At 69.3% G+C, this 19,988-nt stretch carries 20 protein-coding genes; 8 read left to right on the top strand and 12 right to left on the bottom strand.

Features of this window, described 5'->3' with window-relative positions; translation table 11 throughout:
* The first annotated feature begins 35 nt into the window (after positions 1-35).
* The 3 genes from folB (at position 36) to ABZ208_RS29345 (ending at position 1,556) form a co-directional block, all read left to right on the top strand.
* A complete protein-coding gene (gene folB, locus ABZ208_RS29355; RefSeq protein ID WP_356912458.1) occupies positions 36-395 on the top strand; it encodes a dihydroneopterin aldolase in 360 nt (119 codons plus the stop codon).
* Positions 392-991, top strand: a complete 600-nt coding sequence (gene folK / locus ABZ208_RS29350; protein WP_356912457.1) for a 2-amino-4-hydroxy-6-hydroxymethyldihydropteridine diphosphokinase — start codon at positions 392-394, stop codon at positions 989-991. The genes folB and folK overlap by 4 nt, the downstream gene beginning before the upstream one ends.
* A gap of 79 nt (positions 992-1,070) precedes the next feature.
* Positions 1,071-1,556, top strand: a complete 486-nt coding sequence (locus ABZ208_RS29345; protein ID WP_356912456.1) for a DUF3180 domain-containing protein — start codon at positions 1,071-1,073, stop codon at positions 1,554-1,556.
* Between the two features lie 22 nt (positions 1,557-1,578).
* On the opposite strand, the gene folE is transcribed toward ABZ208_RS29345, so the two are convergent.
* The 6 genes from folE to dacB form a co-directional block, all read right to left on the bottom strand.
* Positions 1,579-2,184, bottom strand: coding sequence for a GTP cyclohydrolase I FolE (gene folE, locus ABZ208_RS29340; RefSeq protein WP_356912455.1), 606 nt, complete (start codon positions 2,182-2,184; stop codon positions 1,579-1,581).
* A gap of 117 nt (positions 2,185-2,301) precedes the next feature.
* Complete coding sequence (ftsH, locus tag ABZ208_RS29335; protein WP_328398115.1) at positions 2,302-4,326, bottom strand: ATP-dependent zinc metalloprotease FtsH; 2,025 nt, start codon at positions 4,324-4,326, stop codon at positions 2,302-2,304.
* Between the two features lie 206 nt (positions 4,327-4,532).
* Positions 4,533-5,072, bottom strand: a complete 540-nt coding sequence (gene hpt / locus ABZ208_RS29330) for a hypoxanthine phosphoribosyltransferase (RefSeq protein WP_328398117.1) — start codon at positions 5,070-5,072, stop codon at positions 4,533-4,535.
* A 91-nt stretch (positions 5,073-5,163) separates the two neighbouring features.
* Positions 5,164-6,183 (bottom strand): tRNA lysidine(34) synthetase TilS, encoded by a 1,020-nt coding sequence (gene tilS, locus ABZ208_RS29325; RefSeq protein WP_356912454.1) that lies wholly within the window; start codon positions 6,181-6,183, stop codon positions 5,164-5,166.
* Between the two features lie 212 nt (positions 6,184-6,395).
* Positions 6,396-7,550 carry a zinc-dependent metalloprotease gene (locus tag ABZ208_RS29320; protein ID WP_356912453.1) on the bottom strand — a complete coding sequence of 385 codons (1,155 nt, stop codon included), beginning with the start codon at positions 7,548-7,550 and terminating at the stop codon, positions 6,396-6,398.
* A gap of 76 nt (positions 7,551-7,626) precedes the next feature.
* Positions 7,627-9,030, bottom strand: coding sequence for a D-alanyl-D-alanine carboxypeptidase/D-alanyl-D-alanine-endopeptidase (dacB, locus tag ABZ208_RS29315; RefSeq protein WP_356912452.1), 1,404 nt, complete (start codon positions 9,028-9,030; stop codon positions 7,627-7,629).
* 176 nt (positions 9,031-9,206) lie between these two features.
* On the opposite strand from dacB, the gene ABZ208_RS29310 reads away from it, so the two are divergent.
* Both ABZ208_RS29310 and ABZ208_RS29305 read left to right on the top strand, forming a co-directional pair.
* Positions 9,207-9,701: an inorganic diphosphatase gene (locus ABZ208_RS29310; RefSeq protein ID WP_108151010.1), complete on the top strand. Its 495-nt coding sequence runs from the start codon at positions 9,207-9,209 to the stop codon at positions 9,699-9,701.
* A 160-nt stretch (positions 9,702-9,861) separates the two neighbouring features.
* Positions 9,862-11,502: a threonine/serine exporter family protein gene (locus tag ABZ208_RS29305; RefSeq protein ID WP_356912451.1), complete on the top strand. Its 1,641-nt coding sequence runs from the start codon at positions 9,862-9,864 to the stop codon at positions 11,500-11,502.
* Positions 11,503-11,563: 61 nt separating this feature from the next.
* Here the strand turns inward: ABZ208_RS29305 and ABZ208_RS29300 are convergent, their stop codons facing one another.
* Positions 11,564-12,262, bottom strand: coding sequence for a VTT domain-containing protein (locus ABZ208_RS29300; RefSeq protein WP_328398127.1), 699 nt, complete (start codon positions 12,260-12,262; stop codon positions 11,564-11,566).
* A gap of 184 nt (positions 12,263-12,446) precedes the next feature.
* Between ABZ208_RS29300 and ABZ208_RS29295 the strand changes: the two genes are divergently transcribed.
* On the top strand, positions 12,447-12,812 hold the full coding sequence (locus ABZ208_RS29295) for a YbjQ family protein (RefSeq protein WP_356912450.1): 366 nt from the start codon (positions 12,447-12,449) through the stop codon (positions 12,810-12,812).
* 105 nt (positions 12,813-12,917) lie between these two features.
* On the opposite strand, the gene ABZ208_RS29290 is transcribed toward ABZ208_RS29295, so the two are convergent.
* Entirely contained in the window at positions 12,918-13,676 is a 759-nt protein-coding gene (locus ABZ208_RS29290; protein ID WP_356912449.1) for a MerR family transcriptional regulator, read from the bottom strand.
* Positions 13,677-13,826: 150 nt separating this feature from the next.
* On the opposite strand from ABZ208_RS29290, the gene ABZ208_RS29285 reads away from it, so the two are divergent.
* Positions 13,827-15,257, top strand: a complete 1,431-nt coding sequence (locus ABZ208_RS29285; protein WP_356912448.1) for a glutamate decarboxylase — start codon at positions 13,827-13,829, stop codon at positions 15,255-15,257.
* Positions 15,258-15,274: 17 nt separating this feature from the next.
* Here ABZ208_RS29285 and ABZ208_RS29280 read toward each other — a convergent pair whose 3' ends face one another.
* Positions 15,275-15,916, bottom strand: a complete 642-nt coding sequence (locus tag ABZ208_RS29280; protein ID WP_356912447.1) for a PadR family transcriptional regulator — start codon at positions 15,914-15,916, stop codon at positions 15,275-15,277.
* 44 nt (positions 15,917-15,960) lie between these two features.
* On the opposite strand from ABZ208_RS29280, the gene ABZ208_RS29275 reads away from it, so the two are divergent.
* Positions 15,961-16,665: a VOC family protein gene (locus tag ABZ208_RS29275; RefSeq protein WP_356912446.1), complete on the top strand. Its 705-nt coding sequence runs from the start codon at positions 15,961-15,963 to the stop codon at positions 16,663-16,665.
* Positions 16,666-16,673: 8 nt separating this feature from the next.
* Here the strand turns inward: ABZ208_RS29275 and ABZ208_RS29270 are convergent, their stop codons facing one another.
* The 3 genes from ABZ208_RS29270 to ABZ208_RS29260 all read right to left on the bottom strand — a co-directional run bounded on the left by ABZ208_RS29270 (position 16,674) and on the right by ABZ208_RS29260 (position 19,709).
* Positions 16,674-17,222 carry a DinB family protein gene (locus ABZ208_RS29270; RefSeq protein ID WP_356912445.1) on the bottom strand — a complete coding sequence of 183 codons (549 nt, stop codon included), beginning with the start codon at positions 17,220-17,222 and terminating at the stop codon, positions 16,674-16,676.
* A gap of 124 nt (positions 17,223-17,346) precedes the next feature.
* The gene (locus ABZ208_RS29265; RefSeq protein ID WP_356912444.1) at positions 17,347-18,804 is read right to left on the bottom strand and encodes an aldehyde dehydrogenase family protein; all 1,458 of its coding nucleotides are present in this window, start codon (positions 18,802-18,804) and stop codon (positions 17,347-17,349) included.
* Between the two features lie 71 nt (positions 18,805-18,875).
* The gene (locus ABZ208_RS29260; protein ID WP_356912483.1) at positions 18,876-19,709 is read right to left on the bottom strand and encodes a helix-turn-helix transcriptional regulator; all 834 of its coding nucleotides are present in this window, start codon (positions 19,707-19,709) and stop codon (positions 18,876-18,878) included.
* Between the last annotated feature and the right edge of the window lie 279 nt (positions 19,710-19,988).

The following is a 19,988-nucleotide window of genomic DNA, read 5'->3' as shown; positions in this document are numbered from 1 at the left end:
TGCTCGCAAGAACTACGACAGCAGGAGTGATTCGCGTGGATCGTGTCGCGCTGCGCGGCCTCAAGGCCCGTGGGCACCATGGCGTCTTCCCCCGGGAACGCGAGGAGGGCCAGACCTTCATCGTCGACCTGGTGCTCGGCCTCGACACCCGCCCCGCGGCGGCCGACGACGACCTGGCGAAGACCGTGCACTACGGCGTGGTGGCGGAGGAGGTCGTCGCCATCGTCGAGGGCGAGCCCGTCGACCTGATCGAGACACTCGCCGAGCGCATCGCCCAGAAGTGCCTGAAGCACGACGGCGTGGAAGAGATCGAGGTGGTCGTGCACAAGCCGGACGCCCCGATCACGGTGCCCTTCGACGATGTCACGATCACGATCACCCGGAGCCGAGTATGAACCAGGCAGCGAGCGACCCGACCGTGCAGCCGGTGCCGTCCTCCGTCATGGAGCAGGTGGACGCCGCCGATGTCACTCTGTCCAATCCCAAACGGGCCGTCATCTCACTCGGCTCCAACCTGGGCAACCGCATGGAGACGCTCCAGGGCGCCATCGACGCCCTGGAGGACACCCCGGGGCTGCGGGTCAAGGCCGTCTCACCCGTGTACGAGACGGAGCCGTGGGGCGTCGAGCCGGGCAGCCAGCCGTCGTACTTCAACGCGGTGGTGGTGATCAAGACCACGCTGCCCCCGTCCTCGCTCCTGGAGCGCGGCCAGGCCATCGAGGAGGCCTTCGAGCGGGTCCGTGAGGAGCGCTGGGGGCCGCGGACCATCGACGTCGACATCGTGTCGTACGCCGACGTCGTCTCCGACGACCCGGTGCTGACCCTGCCGCACCCGCGTGCCCATGAGCGCGCCTTCGTGCTCGCGCCGTGGCACGACGTGGAGCCGGAGGCGCAGCTGCCCGGCCGTGGCGCCGTGGCCGAGCTGCTGGCGGTCATGGGGCACGGTGGTGTGCAGCCCCGCGCCGACCTGGAACTGCGGCTGCCCGAGTAGTCGTTAGGCTCGTACGCGGAGTACGCGACGTACCCGCCACGACTTCGTGCGGCTGGACAGGTGAAGGGCGGCTTTCTCGGTGAAGCAACTACGGCTCGGTGTGCTGGCCGGACTCTTCGCCGCGGCAGGAGTGCTCTCCTGGGGGGCCGCGCGCCTGTGGGACTCCTTCGGCACCCTGCCCAGCGTGCCGCTGGCCGCGCCGATCGTGCTGGCGGCGATCGCCGTCGTCCTCACCGCGACCGCGCTCTCCCTGCGCGCCCGGCTGCGGGCCCAGCGCGAGCGGCGCCCGGGCGCCAAGGGGGTCGAGCCGTTGATGGCGGCCCGCGCGGTGGTATTCGGGCAGGCGAGTGCCCTCGTGGCGGCCCTGGTGAGCGGCATGTACGGCGGCACGGGTGTGTTCCTGCTCGGCTCCCTCGACATCCCGCCCCGCCGGGACCAGGCGATCTACGCGGCGTTCTCGGTGCTGGCGGGCATCGGCGTGATCGCGGCGGCACTCTTTCTGGAGCGTGTCTGCAAGCTCCCCGAGGACGACGACGACAACACGACGACGGCCCGGTCCTCGTAGGAGGACCGGGCCGTCGCCTGGCTCAGCGAGCCATGATCAGGCTCATCGCCTCGGCGCGCGTCGCCACGTCCCGCAGCTGACCGCGTACCGCAGACGTGATCGTCTTGGCACCGGGCTTGCGGATGCCCCGCATCGACATGCACATGTGCTCGCACTCGATGACCACGATCACGCCGCGCGGCTCCAGGATCTCCATGAGGGAGTCCGCGATCTGCGTGGTCAGCCGCTCCTGCACCTGCGGCCGGCGGGCGAAGACGTCCACGAGGCGCGCCAGCTTGGACAGACCCGTGATCTTGCCGGAGGTCGACGGGATGTAGCCGACGTGCGCCACGCCCCGGAACGGCACCAGGTGGTGCTCGCAGCAGCTGGTCACCTCGATGTCCTTCACCAGGACCATCTCGTCGTGGCCCAGGTCGAACGTCGTCGTCAGTACGTCCTCGGGCTGCTGCCACAGACCGCCGAATATTTCCCTGTACGCACGCGCCACCCGCGCGGGTGTCTCCCGCAGACCTTCACGGTCAGGGTCCTCGCCGACCGCGATGAGGAGTTCGCGAATCGCGTTCTCGGCCCGCTTCTCGTCGAACACGCCGATGGTGCCCTCGCCGTCCAGCGTCACCGGGTCGGTCATCTGTGCCTCGTTCCTGTACTCCGACGTGGCGTGAAAACGCCGTATCTCCCAGGCTAGAACCTGGGAGATACGGCGTTCATTCCTGTTCAGGGGCCCTCCGGACGGAAGACCGGCTGGTCAGGCCTCGGGACGCTCCTCCGGGACCGCCTCGGAGGGGGCCTTGGTGACATCGGTCACCGTCGGACCCGTGCCGTTCGCTGCGCCGTTGGTCAGCGCCAGTTCCTTCGGCGAGAGCACCGGCGGACGCGTGGAGGGCGTACGCCGCGCGGAGCCCGTCCACGCCGGGCGGGCCGGGCGCTTCACGATCGGTGCGAAGATCTCGGCGATCTCCTCCTTGCCGAGCGTCTCCCTCTCCAGCAGCTGCAGGACCAGGTTGTCGAGGACGTCGCGGTTCTCGACCAGGATCTCCCAGGCCTCGTTGTGCGCGGTCTCGATGAGCTTCTTGACCTCTTCGTCGACCAGCGCCGCGACCTCTTCCGAGTAGTCGCGCTGGTGCGCCATCTCCCGGCCCAGGAAGGGCTCGGTGTTGTCGCCGCCGAACTTGATCGCGCCGAGCCGCTCGGTCATGCCGTACTGCGTGACCATCGCACGGGCCGTGGCGGTGGCCTTCTCGATGTCGTTGGCCGCACCGGTGGTCGGGTCGTGGAAGACCAGTTCCTCCGCCGCACGGCCACCCAGCATGTACGCCAGCTGGTCGAGCATCTCGTTGCGCGTGGTCGAGTACTTGTCCTCCTCCGGGAGCACCATCGTGTAACCGAGGGCCCGGCCGCGGGACAGGATCGTGATCTTGTGGACCGGGTCGGAGTTCGGCGAAGCCGCCGCGACCAGGGCGTGACCGCCCTCGTGGTACGCGGTGATCTTCTTCTCCTTGTCCGACATGATCCGGGTCCGCTTCTGCGGGCCCGCGACCACACGGTCGATCGCCTCGTCCAGGGAGTGGTTGTCGATCAGCTTCTTGTCGCTGCGCGCCGTGAGGAGCGCGGCTTCGTTCAGCACGTTCGACAGGTCGGCGCCGGTGAAGCCGGGCGTACGCCGGGCAACCGCACCCAGGTCGACGTCCGGGGCGACCGGCTTGCCCTTCTGGTGGACCTTGAGGATCTCCAGACGGCCCTGCATGTCCGGGCGGTCGACGGCGATCTGCCGGTCGAAGCGGCCCGGGCGCAGCAGCGCCGGGTCGAGGATGTCAGGCCGGTTGGTGGCGGCGATCAGGATCACGCCGCCCTTGACGTCGAAGCCGTCCATCTCGACGAGCAGCTGGTTCAGGGTCTGCTCGCGCTCGTCGTGGCCGCCGCCGAGACCCGCACCGCGGTGCCGGCCGACGGCGTCGATCTCGTCGACGAAGACGATCGCCGGGGCGTTCGCCTTGGCCTGCTCGAACAGGTCGCGGACCCGGGAGGCACCGACACCGACGAACATCTCGACGAAGTCGGAGCCGGAGATCGAGTAGAAGGGGACGCCCGCCTCACCCGCGACGGCGCGGGCGAGCAGCGTCTTGCCCGTACCGGGCGGGCCGTACAGCAGCACGCCCTTGGGGATCTTGGCGCCGACTGCCTGGAACTTGGCCGGCTCCTGCAGGAACTCCTTGATCTCGTGGAGCTCCTCGACGGCCTCGTCGGACCCTGCCACATCGGAGAAGGTCGTCTTGGGGGTGTCCTTGGTGATCAGCTTGGCCTTGGACTTCCCGAAGTTCATGACACGGGAGCCGCCGCCCTGCATCTGATTCATCAGGAAGAGGAAGACCACGACGATCAGGACGAAGGGCAGCAGGGAGAGCAGCACCGAGACGAACGGGCTCTGCTTCGAGGGCGAGACCGTGTAGCCCTCCTTGATCTCGCCTGCCTCGAACTTCTCCTGCAGCGTGTTGGCCAGGTCGGCACCCTGGGTGCCGATGTAGCTGGCCTGGATCTTGTCGCTGCCCTTGACCTTCTGGCCTTCCTTGAGGTCAGCCTTGATGATCTGTTCGTCGCCGGTGGTCAGTTTGACCTGGTCGACCTGGTTCTTGCTGATCGCCTGGACCACATCGCCGGTGTCCACCGTCTTGTAGCCGCCGGAAGAGCCGACGACCTGCATCAGCACGACCACGGCGAGGACGGCCAGCACGATCCACATGACCGGCCCACGGAAGTATCGCTTCACGTCCATCCATACGGGGCGAGAACGCCCCGTCCCTCCTGCCCGTAGTAAATGCTGCTGTGACTGCTCTTGGTTAAAGACAACTGTTCTTCGGACGGTACCCCAGCGAGCGAGCCGCGACCGCGCGGTACGGCTGACAAACCCGTCCTCCCAAGCTTCAACGGCCGGAGGGGGGCTCTGGTTCCCGTCTGGTTCGGCGTCCCGTTCCGGCCGGTTCAGCCGCCGTAGACGTGCGGGGCGAGCGTCCCGACGAACGGGAGGTTGCGGTACTTCTCCGCGTAGTCCAGGCCGTAACCGACGACGAACTCGTTCGGGATGTCGAATCCGATCCACTTCACGTCGATGGAGACCTTTGCGGCATCCGGCTTACGCAGCAGGGTGCACACCTCCAGGGAGGCCGGCTCGCGCGAGCCGAGGTTCGACAGCAGCCAGGACAGCGTCAGGCCGGAGTCGATGATGTCCTCGACGATCAGGACGTGCTTGCCCTTGATGTCGGTGTCCAGGTCCTTGAGGATCCGGACCACGCCCGACGACTGGGTGCCCGCGCCGTAGGACGACACCGCCATCCAGTCCATGGTGACCGGGGTGGACAGCGCACGCGCCAGGTCCGCCATCACCATCACGGCGCCCTTGAGGACACCGACGATGAGCAGATCCTTGCCCGCGTACTCCGCATCGATCTTCGCCGCCAGCTCGGCCAGCTTCGCGTCGATCTCTTCCTTGGTGATGAGCACCGACTGGAGATCGGTGCTCATGTCCTTCTCGTTCACCCGCGTCGCTTTCTGTTGCCGGGGGTTCCGGGGGTCGAGCCCGGAATGACTCGGCCGGCGCATTTCTGCGGCCGGGTCAGCCTTGCCGAATGACAAGTCTGCCACCCTGCCGGTGCGCCTCGACGCGGCCGGGCAGATTGATGGCCCGCTGACCCCGCCAGCCGGTGATGAGGCGGTCCACTTCCTCGATGTGCCGCGCGAAGAGCGAACCGGCGGGCGAACCGGCCTCGATGACGGCCCGGCGCAGCACCCGGCGGCGTACGGCGGGGGGCAGCGCGAACAGCTTGGCGCACTCCAGCCGGCCCGCGTCGTCCCGCACGGTGGCCTCCGCGTCGGCGGCCCAGGCGTCCAGGGCGTCGGCATCGTCGCGGGAGAGCTGGGCGGTACGTGCCAGAGCCTCGACGACGCCCTTGCCGAGCGCCTTCTCCAGAGCGGGCAGGCCCTCGTGGCGCAGCCGGGAGCGGGTGTAGGCGGGGTCGGCGTTGTGCGGGTCGTCCCACACGGGCAGCGACTGGACCATGCAGGCCTTGCGCGCGGTCTGCCGGTCGATCTCGAGGAAGGGGCGGCGGTAACGGCCGACCGCCCCCGAGACGGCGGCCATTCCCGACAGCGAGCGGATCCCGGAGCCGCGGGCGAGGCCGAGCAGGACGGTTTCTGCCTGATCGTCGCGGGTGTGGCCGAGCAGGACGGCGGCGGCGCCGAGGCGCTCCGCGGCCTCGTCCAGCGCGGCGTAGCGGGCGTAGCGGGCCGCAGCCTCGGGGCCACCTTCGCGGCCGACCCGCACGGTGACGGCCTCGACCGGGTCGAGCTGCATGGCGGTGAGACGGGCGGCGACTTCGCCGGCGCGGAGGGCGGAGCCGTCCTGAAGGCCATGGTCGACGGTGATGCCGCCGGCGCGGATGGAGAGCTTGCGGGCCTCGAAGGCGAGGGCGGAGGCGAGCGCCATGGAGTCGGCGCCGCCCGAGCAGGCCACCAGCACGAGGGGGGGCTTCGGGGTCACGGAGTGTGCTGTGTTGTCGGAGTGCTCGGTGAGCACGTCGTGGAGTACGCGGCGGACCGCCAGGCGTATCGCCGCGACCGCAGGATGGGGACCCATGTCCGGTGCCCTTCGTGAAAGTGTCGGGAGGGGTGCCTCGGTCGAAATCGTCGGGTGGAGGACGACGATCGGTCACTCAGAGTGCGTCGATGGTGACAGAACCGAGCCGATACCCCGAGCATCGCACGCCTACCAAGCGCCCACGGTCCCTCGGATGGGTGATTGGCGGGGCGTTCGTCTGCCGTCGGCACCCCGCGCTTCACCACTCTGCTCTACGGTGCGCCCTCGGCCTTGCGGTGCACCCTCGCGACCCAGTCCGCCGGTTTGGCGATCTCCGCCTTCGTCGGAAGCGTGTTCGGCGACGTCCACACCCGGTTGAAGCCGTCCATGCCCACCTCCTGCACCACGGCCCGTACGAAGCGTTCGCCGTCGCGGTACTGACGCAGCTTGGCGTCGAGCCCCAGCAGCTTGCGCAGCGCGAGATCGAGCCGGCTCGCCCCGCGTGCCCTGCGCTGCTGGAACTTCTCCCTGATCTCCCCGACCGAGGGCACCACATCGGGACCGACGCCGTCCATCACGAAGTCGGCGTGCCCCTCCAGCAGCGACATCACGGCGGTCAGCCGGCTCAGGATCTCCCGCTGGGCCGGAGTCTGCACCAGCTCGACGATGGAGTGACCGGTGTCGTCCTCCTCGCCTTCGGGACGGGCCCCTGCGAGCGACTGCGCGGCCTCCCGGAACCGCTCCAGCACGGTCATCGGGTCCACCTCGGTCTGCCCGAGGAACGACTGGATCTCACCCTCGAGGTGGTCGCGCAGCCAGGGCACGCCGGTGAACTGGGTGCGGTGGGTCTCCTCGTGCAGACAGACCCAGAGCCGGAAGTCGTGCGGGTCCACGTCCAGTTCGCGCTCGACATGGACGATGTTCGGCGCGACCAGCAGCAGCCGTCCGCCGCCGCTGCCGCTCAAGCCGGCGCTCTCGCCGGCGGGCAGGTCTCGGGGTGCGGGGGCGAAGGTCTCGTACTGTCCCAGCACCCGGGAGGCCAGGAACGACAGCAGCATGCCCAGTTCGACGCCGGTGACCTTGCCGCCCACCGCGCCGAGCATCGCCCCTCCCGGGGTGCCCGAGCGGCGTTCCTGCATCTTGTCCAGCAGCGGCCGCAGCAGCTCGCGGAAGCCCGCGACGTTCGCCCGGACCCAGCCGGCCCGGTCCACGACCAGGACCGGGGTGTCCAGCGGTTCGGAGCCTTCGGGGATCAGCCGGGTGAATGCCCGGACATGCTCCTCGGAGGCCTTGGCATGCCGTCGCAGCTCGGCGACGACGGCACGCGCCTCGTCCCTGCTCACTTCGGGACCGGGCCGCACGAAGCGGGTCGCGGTCGCGACGGCGAGGTTCCAGTCGACCATCTCGGCACCACCGATGCTCGTCATGCGTCAACCGTACGTTCTCCGCTCGGGCTGCGGTGAGGTGTTGGGCTCCGACGCTTCGTCGGAAGGCGGCCGGCTCTCAGGGCACCAGGGCGGCGGCGAGCCGGTCCAGGGCCGGCCGTGCGGTGTCCCGGGACTCTGTGCCTCCCGCGAGGAACGCGAAGGCCAGCAGCCGGCCGTCGGCCGTCACGACCGTGCCCGCGAGCGTGTCGATGCCGGACAGGGTGCCGGTCTTGGCGCGCACCAGGCCGGTGCCCGCCGAGCCGTTCGCGTAGCGCTCCTCCAGAGTGCCGGAAAAGCCCGCCACGGGCAGCCCGGTGAGGACCGGGCGCAGTTCGGGGCGGTCGGGGTCGGCGGCCGTGGCGAGCAGCGCGGTGAGCAGGGCGCCGGAGACCTTGTCGTTGCGGTCGAGACCGCTGCCGTCGGCGAACCTGGCGCCCTCGACCGGCAGCTCCAGGCGGCGGAGCTGCGCGGCCACGGCCCGGCCGGCGCCGACGGCGTGGGCCGGTCGGCCGGTCGCGACGGCGGACTGACGGGCGAGGGACTCCGCGATGTCGTTGTCGCTGGTGGTCAGCATCCGTTCGACCATTCCGGACAGGGGCCCCGACAGCACCTGGGCGAGCGGGACGGCGTTCTTCGCGGGACGGCCCGGGGCAGGGTGCGCCGATGCGCGGACGCCTTTGCCGGCAAGCAGCTCGGCGAACAGCCGGGCCGCGTCCCCGGCGGGGTCGTTCGAGCGGGTCGCGCTGCCGGTGCTCTTGGGGGCGCGCCTTCCCTGGTCGACCATCAGGGCGCTGATGGGGGCGAGGTTGCCGTTGCGGCCGATGGGGTGCAGCGCGGGGCCCTGGTACAGCGAGGTGTCGTAGGCGAGCCGGACCTTGGTGATCCCGCGGTCGCGCAGGGCGCGTGCGGTCCGGTCGGCCAGCCGGGCGAGTCCGGCCCGCTCCAGGGTGGCGTCGCCACCGCCGACGAGGGTGATCCGCTCGGCGTCCGGGGCCGCGACGACGGTCGTCGGGATGCGGTGGTCCGGGCCGAGCGCGGTCAGGGCCGCGACAGCCGTGGCGATCTTGATCGTGGACGCCGGTGTCATCGGGTTCTCGGCGCCCTTCCCGTACAGCCGTGCGCCGGTGGCCACGTCGATGACGCAGGCCGTACGGGCCGTGCCGAGGGCGGGGTCCGAGAGCAGCGGCGCGAGGGTCTTGGACAGGTCGGCCGGGCCGCTCGCCGGCGCGTTGGCGGGTTCGGCCCGCGGGGTGCCGAGCGCGGTGAGGACGACGGGGGCGCTCGGCGCGGGGGCGGGGGGCCGGGGCGCGGCCGGTTCGTGATGTGCCTCACCCACGCGGGCGGGAGCGGCCGCGCGCTGCCTCTCGGCCTTACGCTGGCCCGAGTCCCAAGGACCCGCCGCAGCCACCGCTCCGGCGGCGAGGGCGAGGCCGACCACGGCGGCGCCCGCAGCGAGCTGCCACGTCCTGACCTCTGGCACCCCGCACCAGCCCCTTTCGCGATCACACACGTGCGTGAGGGACACTTAACCACCAGAACTGCGTCTTGCCGCGAACATGGCACCCCGATAGGCCCTGTGCCGGGGGTCCGGGGGGCATCCCCCGGGAGGGCACAGAACCACAGAAGACCTGAGTGTTGATCATGGAGGAGCCACCCGTGGAGTTCGACGTCACCATCGAGATCCCGAAGGGTTCGCGGAACAAGTACGAGGTGGACCACGAGACCGGTCGGATCCGCCTGGACCGTCGACTCTTCACCTCGACCAGCTACCCGGCCGACTACGGCTTCGTCGAGAACACCCTCGGCGAGGACGGCGACCCGCTGGACGCCCTGGTCATCCTTGACGAGCCGACGTTCCCCGGCTGTCTGATCAAGTGCCGCGCCATCGGCATGTTCCGGATGACGGACGAGGCCGGCGGCGACGACAAGCTGCTGTGCGTTCCGGCCTCCGACCCGCGCGTGGAGCACCTGCGTGACATCCACCACGTGTCCGAGTTCGACCGCCTGGAGATCCAGCACTTCTTCGAGGTCTACAAGGACCTGGAGCCCGGCAAGTCCGTCGAGGGCGCCAACTGGGTCGGCCGCACCGAGGCCGAGGCCGAGATCGAGGCCTCCTACAAGCGCCTCGAGGCGCAGGGCGGCGCGCACTGAGCGCACTCCACTGAGCAACCGGCCGCGTCAAGCGGCCCGACGCGGGCGGGACACCCTGGAGGGGGGGTCCCGCCCGCGTCGCGTACCGCCGCCCATGTCCGTGGCCATACTGGGCAGACGCGCCAGGCAGACGGCCGGACAAGAGGGAGCGAGGACAGACGTGGTGGCGGAGCCCGAGGGTCCGGAAGACCGGAAGCCTCAGTCCGACGAGGCGCACAGCGCTTTCACCCCGCCCGCCGGGATGGGGCAGCCGGAGGCGCCCGAAGAGGACCACCCGTCATCGGAGTTCGCGATTCCCAAGGGCTTCGCCCCCGAACCTCCCGCCGAGCCGGAGCATTCCGCGTTCGCGACACCGAGCGTCTACAGCGCCCGGCGCTCGCCGCCCGCGTTCACTCCGGCGCACGGCATGCCGGTCGTCCAGCTCACCAAGGGCGCGCCCTGGCAGGACCGGATGCGCGCGATGCTGCGGATGCCGGTCCACGAGCGGCCGGTACCGGAGACGGCGCACCGGCACGACGAGGCAGGGCCCGCCGTTCCCCGCGTACTGGACCTGACGCTGCGTATCGGCGAGCTGCTGCTCGCGGGCGGCGAGGGCGCGGAGGACGTCGAGGCGGCCATGTTCGCCATCTGCCGTGCCTACGGGCTCGACCGCTGCGAGCCCACCGTCACCTTCACGCTGCTGTCGATCACCTATCAGCCGTCCCTGGTCGACGACCCCGTGACGGCCAATCGCACCGTACGGCGGCGTGGCACCGACTACACCCGGCTCGCCGCGGTCTTCCGGCTGGTGCACGACATCAGCACGGAGGATTCGGAGATCACCCTGGAGGAGGCCTACCGGCGCCTCGCGGAGATCCGGCGCAACCGGCATCCGTATCCGGGCTGGGCGCTCACCCTGGCCGGCGGGCTGCTGGCGGGCGCGGCCTCCGTCCTGGTGGGTGGCGATGTGCTGGTGTTCATCGCGGCGGCGATCAGCGCGATGCTCGGCGACCGGCTGGCGTGGCTGTGCGCCGGGCGGGGACTGCCGGAGTTCTACCAGTTCGCCGCGGCCGCCATGCCCTCGGCCGCGATGGGCGTGGCCCTGACACTGTCGCCACTGGACGTGCGCGCCTCCGCGGTGATCACCGGCGGCCTGTTCGCGCTGATCCCGGGACGGGCGCTGGTCGCCGGGGTACAGGACGGACTGACCGGCTTCTACATCACCGCGGCCGCCCGCCTCCTCGAGGTCGGCTATCTGGTGGTCGCCCTCGTCATCGGTGTGCTGTCGGTGCTGTATCTGGGGTTCGCGCTGGACGCGGGCCTCAACCCGGAAACCGCCATTCACATCGTCGAACGGCCGGTGGCACAGACGCTCGCCGCGATGGCGCTGTCCCTGTTCTTCGCCGTGATGCTCCAGCAGGAGCGCAACACCCTGCCCCTCGCCGCTCTCAACGGCGGCGTCGCGTGGGTGATCTACGCGGCCCTCGCGAACACGGCGAATGTCTCTCCGGTCGCCGCGACGGCGATCGCCGCCGGTCTGGTGGGCCTGTTCGGGCAGCTGCTGTCGCGCTACCAGTACGCTTCCGCGCTGCCGTATGTCACCGCCGCGATCGGGCCGCTGCTGCCGGGCAGCGCCACATACTTCGGGCTGTTGTCGATCGCCAGGAACGATCTGAACACGGGCCTCGCCTCACTGAGCAAGGCGGCAGCCCTCGCGCTCGCCATCGCGATCGGGGTGAACCTGGGCGCGGAGATCTCCCGGCTGGTGCTGCGGGCGCCGGGCGCCGAACGCCGCGCGGCCAAGCGGACGCGCGGCTTCTGAGGCGAGGCGAACGGGACAGGAGCGGGTACCGCCGGGTGGCGGGCGCCGACGTACGGCGGGGTCAGCGCTTGGCGTGCCGGCCGCGCTGGCCCGGGGGCATCTCGCCGGCCGGACCGGGGTCCGCCACTGCGGCCTGCTTCCTGCCCTTCGAACGGGCCCGCAGGAACTCGATCGCGATCGGGAGCACCGAGATCAGCACGATCAGGATCAGGATCGCCTCGATGTTCTTGTGGACGAACTCGACCTTGCCGAGCGCCGCACCGAGCAGGGTGACCCCGGCGCCCCACAGCACGCCGCCGATGACGTTGAACGTGACGAAGGAGCGGTAGTTCATCCGGCTCACACCGGCGATGATCGGCGTGAACGTGCGCACGATGGGCACGAAGCGGGCCAGCACCAGCGACTTGGGGCCGTACTTCTCGAAGAACTCGTGCGCCTTCTCGACGTTCTCCTGCTTGAAGAGCCTGGAGTCCGGGCGCCTGAAGAGGGCAGGGCCGACCTTGCGGCCGAAGAGATAGCCCACCTGGTCGCCGATGATCGCGGCCAGCACGACGAGCGTGCACACCACCCACAGGGGGAAGTCCAGCTTGCCGGAGGTGACCAGCAGGCCGGTGGTGAACAGCAGCGAGTCGCCCGGCAGGAAGAAACCGATGAGCAGGCCCGACTCGGCGAAGACGATGACGAGTACACCGATGAGTCCGAACGTCCCGATCAGATAGTCCGGGTCCAGCCAGCTCGGTCCGAGCGCAAGGGTAGTCACGAGGTCCGGGCTCCTGAGTCTTCAGTCGGTCGATCGGCGAATCGGCGTGAACGGCCGCCCCAAGGTATCAACGCGGGATGGCCGCTCCACGTTCCACCGGCCTGCCCAGGATGCACTGTGCGGCACCTGGGACAAAGCTGTGCCTCGAGGGGAGGGGCGGCAGCTGTACGGAAGGCGGACATTGATGGGCATCGAGGACTACGGCGGCGGACAGGGCAAGGGCTCGGACGTGCTGGTGGTCACCACCAACGACGTACCCGGCTTCCAGGTGCAGCAGGTGATCGGCGAGGTCTTCGGGCTGACGGTGCGCTCGCGCCATCTGGGGAGCCAGATCGGGGCAGGGCTGAAGTCGATGATCGGCGGGGAGCTGAAGGGCCTGACCAAGACCCTGGTGGAGACCCGGAACCAGGCCATGGAGCGCTTGATCGAGCAGGCCCGCTCCCGCGGCGCGAACGCGGTGCTCATGTTCCGCTTCGACGTGTCGGAGGCGGCGGACGTCGGCACCGAGGTCTGTGCCTACGGCACGGCGGTGGTGATCGCCCGTACCTGACGCAGCCGGGCATCGGGGCTGACGCAGCTGTGCACGCCGGGCCCGGCATCCGGCCCGGGGACCGGGACGGCCTCCGGGGCGGCAGCGCCCCGGAGGCTGTCCCCGTCAGCTGTTGCGCACCGCGTTGGCGAGGATCGCGTCGCGCAGGTGCACGGCCATGCCGGGCCGGATGGTGTCGTAGAACGCCGTGAAACGCTCGTCCGAGACATACATCTCACCGAGACAGGTGTGGACCTCGTAGGTGCAGTCGTAGAACCACGTGCAGATGTGGCGACGGTGCTCCTCGGCCAGGTCCATGGCCCGCTCGCCCGTCGGCTGTTCGCCGGCTTCCATCAGGGCGTCGTAGCGCGCCCCCCAGTCGGCGCTCTCGTCCTGCATCCGTTTCCAGTCGTCCTTGGTGTAGCGCGCGACCCGGCGCTGGGACTCGGCGTACGCCTCGGTGCCGCCCCAGCGCTGCTCGACCTCCTGCGCGTACTGCTCGGGGTCGTTGTCCCCGAAGACTTCGAACTTCTCCTCGGGCGTGAGGTTGATGCCCATCTTCTTCGCCTCCATGGCTCGTTCGACGGCCTCGGCCATCTCCTGCAGCTTGGTGATCCGGGCGGACAGCAGTTCGTGCTGCCGGCGCAGATGCGCCTGCGGGTCCGTGTCCGGGTCGTCCAGCAGCGCCGCGACCTCCTCGAGCGGGAAGCCGAGCTCCCGGTAGAACAGGATCTGCTGCAGCCGGTCGAGGTCGGCGTCGTCGTAGCGCCGGTGTCCCGCATGGCTGCGGCCACCCGGTCGGAGCAGCCCGATCTCGTCGTAGTGGTGCAGCGTGCGCACCGTGACCCCGGCGAAGGCCGCGACCTGTCCCACGGAGTAGCTCATCGCTTTCCGCTCCTTCATTTCTCGGTACGCGCCTCAGCCTGGCTCCTCACGCCGCGTGAGGTGCAAGCCCAACGGGCAAAGAGTCCGTTATATACGTATCGTCCCGCTTGAGATGGCCCAGGCGGGGCCAGGGAGGAAGGCACCGAGGCGATGGCACTCCACAAGGGCGCGACCGACGACAGCGAGCAGGAGACCGAGAAGGAGCGGCGCAGACTCTCCCTCAACCCCTTCTACGGGGAGGCCAACCCGGTCAGCGGGATGACCTCCGCCCCGCCCACGCACCGGCTGCCCGACGGACCACTGCCTCCCTCCACCGCCTACCAACTGGTCCATGACGAGCTGATGCTCGACGGCAACTCCCGGCTGAACCTCGCCACCTTCGTCACCACCTGGATGGAGCCGCAGGCCGGCGTGCTGATGTCCGAGTGCCGCGACAAGAACATGATCGACAAGGACGAGTACCCGCGCACGGCCGAACTGGAGCGCCGGTGCGTGGCGATGCTCGCCGATCTGTGGCATGCCCCGGACCCGACCTCCACGGTCGGCTGCTCCACCACGGGCTCCAGCGAGGCGTGCATGCTCGCCGGGATGGCCCTCAAACGCCGCTGGGCCAACCGCAACAGCGACCGCTACCCCCGGTCCGCCCGACCCAATCTGATCATGGGCATCAATGTGCAGGTCTGCTGGGAGAAGTTCTGCAACTTCTGGGAGGTGGAGGCGCGGCTGGTTCCCATGGAGGGCGACCGCTTCCATCTCGATCCGCAGGCCGCCGCCGACCTCTGCGACGAGAACACCATCGGCGTGGTGGCCGTGCTCGGCTCGACCTTCGACGGGTCCTACGAACCCGTCGCCGACCTGTGTGCGGCCTTGGACGCCCTCCAGGAGCGCACCGGCCTCGACATTCCCGTCCATGTGGACGGGGCGTCGGGGGCGATGGTGGCGCCCTTCATCGACGAGGACCTGGTCTGGGACTTCCGGCTGCCGCGGGTCGCCTCGATCAACACCTCGGGGCACAAGTACGGCCTCGTCTATCCCGGCGTCGGCTGGGCGCTGTGGCGCTCGCCCGCCGATCTGCCCGAGGAGCTGGTGTTCCGGGTGAACTATCTCGGCGGCGACATGCCGACCTTCGCCCTCAACTTCTCCCGGCCGGGCGCACAGGTGGCGGCGCAGTACTACACCTTCGTCAGGCTCGGGCGGGCGGGCTACCGGGCCGTCCAGCAGACCGCCCGGGACATCGCCCGGGGCCTCGCGGAACGGATCGAGGCGATGGGCGACTTCCAGCTCCTCACCCACGGCGACGAGTTGCCCGTCTTCGCCTTCACCACAGCGCCCGATGTGACGTCCTTCGACGTGTTCGACGTCTCCCGGCGGCTGCGCGAGCAGGGCTGGCTCGTGCCCGCGTACACCTTTCCGAAGAACCGTGAGGACCTCTCCGTCCTGCGTATGGTCTGCCGCAACGGCTTCTCCGCGGATCTGGCCGACCTGCTGATGGACGACCTGCTCCAGGTGCTGCCGGAGCTGCGGCGCCAGCAGGAACCCATGAGCAAGGACGCGGCGACGGTGACCGCCTTCCACCACTGATCGGGCGCAGGGCCGCTTCAGCGGCTGTCGCCCTCGTGCGGCTCACCTGTCGCGTACGGGTTCTCCTCGCCCTCCGCCAGCACTCCGACGAACGGCTCGCCCTCACCCGCGAAGGTGTACGCCCCGGCCTCGATCCGCCGGATCAGGCCCTGGGTCCACTCCGCTCCGGAATCCGCCGAGGAGACCCAGAGATTCATGATCTCGCCGATGTGCCCGAGCGACTCGGGCCCCTCCTCGGGGGTGTAGTACTCGGTCACCGACGACCGCCACTCCTGCATCCCCCGGATGCGCTCCTTCAGCAGCGCCACGGCCTCCTCCCGCGGCAGGTCGACGATGAAGCCGACCCCCGCGGACAGGACGTCCAGCTTCTCGTCGTAGGCGGTCAGGGACTCCCGGAGCAGCTTGAAGTACTCCTCGGTGCCCTGCTCGGTGAGCTCGTACTCGGTGCGCGGCGGGCCGCCGGCCGTCGACGGGGCGGTCTCATGAGCGTGCAGCAGTCCCTGCTTCGCCATCTGCTTCAGCGCGTGATAGATCGAACCGGGCTTGGCGTTGGACCACTCGTGCGCGCCCCAGTACTCCAGGTCGTTGCGGACCTGGTAGCCGTGCGCCCGCCCGTGCTGGCGTACGGCTCCCAGGACCAGCAGACGGATCGCTGACATCAGCCGGGATTCCCTTCTATTCAAGTTTGACTAGACTACTCGGCATGACCGAGAAGACCATCCCGCTCCTTCCGTGCCGGACGATCCAGCCGGTGGTCGATTTCTACACCGCCCTGGGTTTCGATACGACATTCCTGCAGAAGAGTCCGTATCCGTACGCGGTCGTCGAGCGCGGCCCCGTCCAGCTCCAGTTCTTCGGCATGAAGCAGTACGACCCGGCCGAGTCGTACTCCGGCTGCTACATCGTCACCGACGACGTCGACACACTCCACGGGACCTTCCGGGCCGGCCTCAAGGCGGCGTACGGGAGGATCCCGCTCCGCGGTCTGCCGCGCATCGGGCCGCTCAAGGACATGTCGTACGGCATGCGGCAGTTCCTGATGACCGACCCGGGCGGCAACTCCATCCGGATCGGACAGGCGATCAGCGAGGACCAGAGCCACCGGCCGGCCCCCAAGGAGACCTTCGCCCGGGCCCTGCACATGGCGGATCTCTTCGCCGACTCCAAGCAGGACCTGCCGGGCGCGGCGAAGATCATCGACCACGCACTGGAGCTGGTCCCGGACGAAAGGCCGACCGCCGTCCAGCATCTGCGGCTGCTCGTCCTGCGCAGCGACATCGCACAGCGGCTCGGCGACGACGAACTGGCGCGCAGTCTCCTCGACCGGGCGGCCGCGCTCCCGCTCACCGATGAGGAAAGGGAGTCGGCGCACGACAGCCTGGCCAGACTGGAGGAGCTGCGGTCCTAGACCACGCCCTAGCCCCTGCCCCGCGCGCTCTCCTCGGCGACCAGGTCGAACGCGCCCTTACCGTCCAAGGACTCACGAATGATGTCGGCGTGGCCGGCGTGCCGGCCGGTCTCCTCCACCAGGTGGATCATCAGCCAGCGCATGGACACCCGGCCTTCCTTCGGGAACCACGGCGCCTCGGGCAGCGGAAAGGTGTCGTCCAGACTCGGCACCGAGCGGATGAAGGCCTCGGTCTCCTTGGCGACCGTGTCCCAGAAGGCCAGCATTTCCGGGATCGTCTCACCGTCGACCAGACGGAAGCTGTCGCCCCAGGTCTCCTCGGTGCGGGCCTTTTCGTTCGGCCGTTCCTGCGCCATCCGCAGCCAGTTGAGCTCGGTCTCGGCCACATGCTTGAGCAGTCCGGACAACGACAGCTCGCTGACGCTCGGGCGGCTCGCGGCCTGCTCCTCGGTCAGCCCGAGGACCGAGCGGCGGATCGCCCCGCGCTGCGCCTCGACGAAGTTCAGCAGCGCGCCGCGCTCGTCGCCCTGAGCCTCCGCGGGAACGTGAGTGACCATGATGTCCGCCCTTCCGGATCCATCGGAGGGGCCCGTACGCCCCTCCTTCCGACACGACAACGCTACGGGCCCTTGCGGACAGGTACTGTCCGCAAGGGCCCGGGGTGCCCACATGCCTCCGGGATCAGAACGGGAACTGCGAGCGCCCGTGCTGCACCGAGATCCACTTCTGGGTGGTGAACGCGTCGACCATCGAGTCGCCGTTCAGGCGGCCGATGCCCGAGTGCTTCTCGCCGCCGAACGGGACGATCGGCTCGTCATGGACCGTGCCGTCATTGATGTGGATCATGCCGGTGTCGATCCGCTTGGCGAGCCGCACACCTCGCTCCACGTCACCCGTGTGCACCGCACCGCTCAGGCCGTACGGGGTGTCGTTGGCGATCCGGACCGCCTCGTCCTCGCCGTCGAAGGGGATGATCAGCGCCACCGGGCCGAAGATCTCCTGCGACAGGACGGGCGAATTCGCCGGCAGTCCGGTCAGCACCGAGGGCGCCACCAGATTGCCCTCGGTGCTCCCGCGCAGCAGGGCCGTCGCGCCGGCCTCGATGGTCTGGTCGACGACGGCGGTGACCGCATCGGCCTGCGAGGAGTTGATGAGCGGCCCGATGTGGGTCTGCGGGTCCGCCGGGTCACCGACCTTGAGCGTCTTGACCTTGGCGACGAACTTCTCGGTGAACTCCTGCTCCACCGAGCGGTCCACCAGGATGCGGTTGGCGGCCATGCACACCTGGCCCTGGTGCACGTACCGGCTGAAGACCGCCGCGTCGACCGCATAGTCGATGTCGGCGTCGTCGAGGACGATCAGCGCGCTGTTGCCGCCGAGTTCGAGGATCGCGTGCTTGAAGTTCGCGGCACAGACGGTGGCGACATGACGGCCCACCTTGTCGGAGCCGGTGAAGGAGATCGCCTTCGGGACCGGGTGCGCGATGAGCGCGTCGCCTATCTCGGCGATGTCGGTGATCACGACATTGAGGAGACCCGCGGGCAGGCCCGCGTCCTCGAAGACCTTGGCCACCAGGGAGCCGCCGCAGATCGGCGTGTTCTGGTGGGGCTTGAGCACCACGGCGTTGCCGAGCGCCAGCGCAGGAGCGACCGACTTGATCGAGAGCAGGAAGGGGAAGTTGAACGGGCTGATGACGCCGACCACGCCGACGGGAACGCGGTAGACCCGGTTCTCCTTGCCGTCGACCGGCGAGGGCAGGATCTTGCCTTCGGGCCGCAGGGCCAGCTGGATCGCCTCGCGCAGGAACTCCTTGGCGAGGTGCAGTTCGAAGCCCGCCTTCAGATGCGTGCCGCCGAGCTCCGCGATGATCGTCTCGGTGATCTCCGCCTCGCGGTCCTCGATGATCCGCAGCGCGCGCTCGAAGACCAGCCGGCGGGCGTACGGGTTCGTCTGCGCCCACTGGCGCTGCGCGCGCTCCGCCGCCCGGTAGGCCTGGTCCACCTCGTCCGCCGTCGCCACGGGGATCGAGGCCAGCTTCTCCCCGTCGTACGGGTTGAAGTCGATGATGTCCCAGGACCCGCTGCCGGGCCTCCATTCGCCGTCTATGTACTGGTGGGCCAGGTCGGTGAAGAAGGACATGTGATCCCTTACTCCGGAGACGGAAGCACGGACGTCTGATCTTTCTGATGTTGCGTCATCGTACTTGTGTTTCACGTGAGTTGAAGGAGTCCGCGAAGCAGGTCCCGGCTCTCGGCCGGATCCGGACTGTCTTCCTGGAGCCGCTTCATGACCCGCTCGTACTGGGCCACCTCCTCGCGCTTGTCGAGGTAGAGGGCGCTGGTCAGCTGCTCGAGATAGACGATGTCGGAGAGGTCCGACTCAGGGAAGCGCAGCATCGTGAACGCGCCGCTCTCGCCCGCGTGCCCGCCGAAGCTGAACGGCATCACCTGCAGGGTGATGTTCGGCTGCTCGGAGATCTCGATCAGATGCCTCAACTGTCCCTGCATCACGGCCCGGTCGCCGTACGGGCGGCGCAGCGCGGCCTCGTCGAGCACGGCATGGAAGTGGGGGCCCCGCTCGGACACCAGCGTCTTCTGGCGCTCGAGACGGAGCGCGACCCGGCGATCGATCTCGGCCAGGGGCGCGTCCGGAATTCCGCGCGTGACGACGGCGTGCGCGTACGCCTCGGTCTGCAGCAGACCGTGCACGAACTGCACTTCGTAGACACGGATGAGCGAGGCGGCGCCTTCGAGGCCGATGTACGTCTGGAACCAGCCCGGCAGCACATCGCCGAAGCTGTGCCACCAGCCGGCGACATTGGCCTCCTTGGCGAGGCCGAGCAGGGACTCCCGCTCGATGTCGTCCGCCACCCCGTAGAGGGTGAGCAGGTCCTCGATGTCCCGTGCCTTGAAGCTCACCCGGCCCAGCTCCATGCGGCTGATCTTGGATTCGGACGCGCGGATGGAGTATCCGGCGACCTCACGGGTGATGCCTTTCGATTCCCGCAGCCGCCTCAGCTGCGAGCCCAACAGGATGCGACGCACCACAGAACCTCCGCCTGGGCCGTCGCCTCGGGGGTAACCCCACGACTCGCCTGCCGTCACGGCTACAACCCTCCCCATCGCTGCCTCTTCGTAGTGACCCGATGTACTCGATGTGCGTGATGTGCCCGGCCCGATGCCCGGTCCTCGATGCCGGCTCGACTCTCTCGCGAGATCCCCCCGAATCCCAAGAGCCGGATTCTGCCACCAAACGCTTCAGCCCGTACACAGGCGATTACGGAAACGGGAAGCAGTCGGGCAGGGCCCCGGAAGAGGGTCATG

The organism is Streptomyces sp. NPDC006208, from assembly GCF_040613775.1.
GTDB lineage: Bacteria > Actinomycetota > Actinomycetes > Streptomycetales > Streptomycetaceae > Streptomyces.
This window is presented reverse-complemented; position numbering and strand designations above follow the sequence as displayed.

Excerpts from the sequence above, each read along its gene's own strand:
- ABZ208_RS29270 (WP_356912445.1), bottom strand. The coding sequence starts at position 17,222 with ATGGTCACTCACGTTCCCGCGGAGGCTCAGGGCGACGAGCGCGGCGCG.
- tilS (WP_356912454.1), bottom strand. The coding sequence starts at position 6,183 with ATGGGTCCCCATCCTGCGGTCGCGGCGATACGCCTGGCGGTCCGCCGC.
- ABZ208_RS29320 (WP_356912453.1), bottom strand. The coding sequence starts at position 7,550 with ATGACGAGCATCGGTGGTGCCGAGATGGTCGACTGGAACCTCGCCGTC.
- folE (WP_356912455.1), bottom strand. The coding sequence starts at position 2,184 with ATGACCGACCCGGTGACGCTGGACGGCGAGGGCACCATCGGCGTGTTC.
- ABZ208_RS29290 (WP_356912449.1), bottom strand. The coding sequence starts at position 13,676 with ATGAGCTACTCCGTGGGACAGGTCGCGGCCTTCGCCGGGGTCACGGTG.
- ABZ208_RS29275 (WP_356912446.1), top strand. The coding sequence starts at position 15,961 with ATGACCGAGAAGACCATCCCGCTCCTTCCGTGCCGGACGATCCAGCCG.
- hpt (WP_328398117.1), bottom strand. The coding sequence starts at position 5,072 with ATGAGCACCGATCTCCAGTCGGTGCTCATCACCAAGGAAGAGATCGAC.
- ftsH (WP_328398115.1), bottom strand. The coding sequence starts at position 4,326 with ATGGACGTGAAGCGATACTTCCGTGGGCCGGTCATGTGGATCGTGCTG.
- ABZ208_RS29265 (WP_356912444.1), bottom strand. The coding sequence starts at position 18,804 with ATGTCCTTCTTCACCGACCTGGCCCACCAGTACATAGACGGCGAATGG.
- ABZ208_RS29285 (WP_356912448.1), top strand. The coding sequence starts at position 13,827 with ATGGCACTCCACAAGGGCGCGACCGACGACAGCGAGCAGGAGACCGAG.
- ABZ208_RS29280 (WP_356912447.1), bottom strand. The coding sequence starts at position 15,916 with ATGTCAGCGATCCGTCTGCTGGTCCTGGGAGCCGTACGCCAGCACGGG.
- folK (WP_356912457.1), top strand. The coding sequence starts at position 392 with ATGAACCAGGCAGCGAGCGACCCGACCGTGCAGCCGGTGCCGTCCTCC.
- ABZ208_RS29295 (WP_356912450.1), top strand. The coding sequence starts at position 12,447 with ATGGGCATCGAGGACTACGGCGGCGGACAGGGCAAGGGCTCGGACGTG.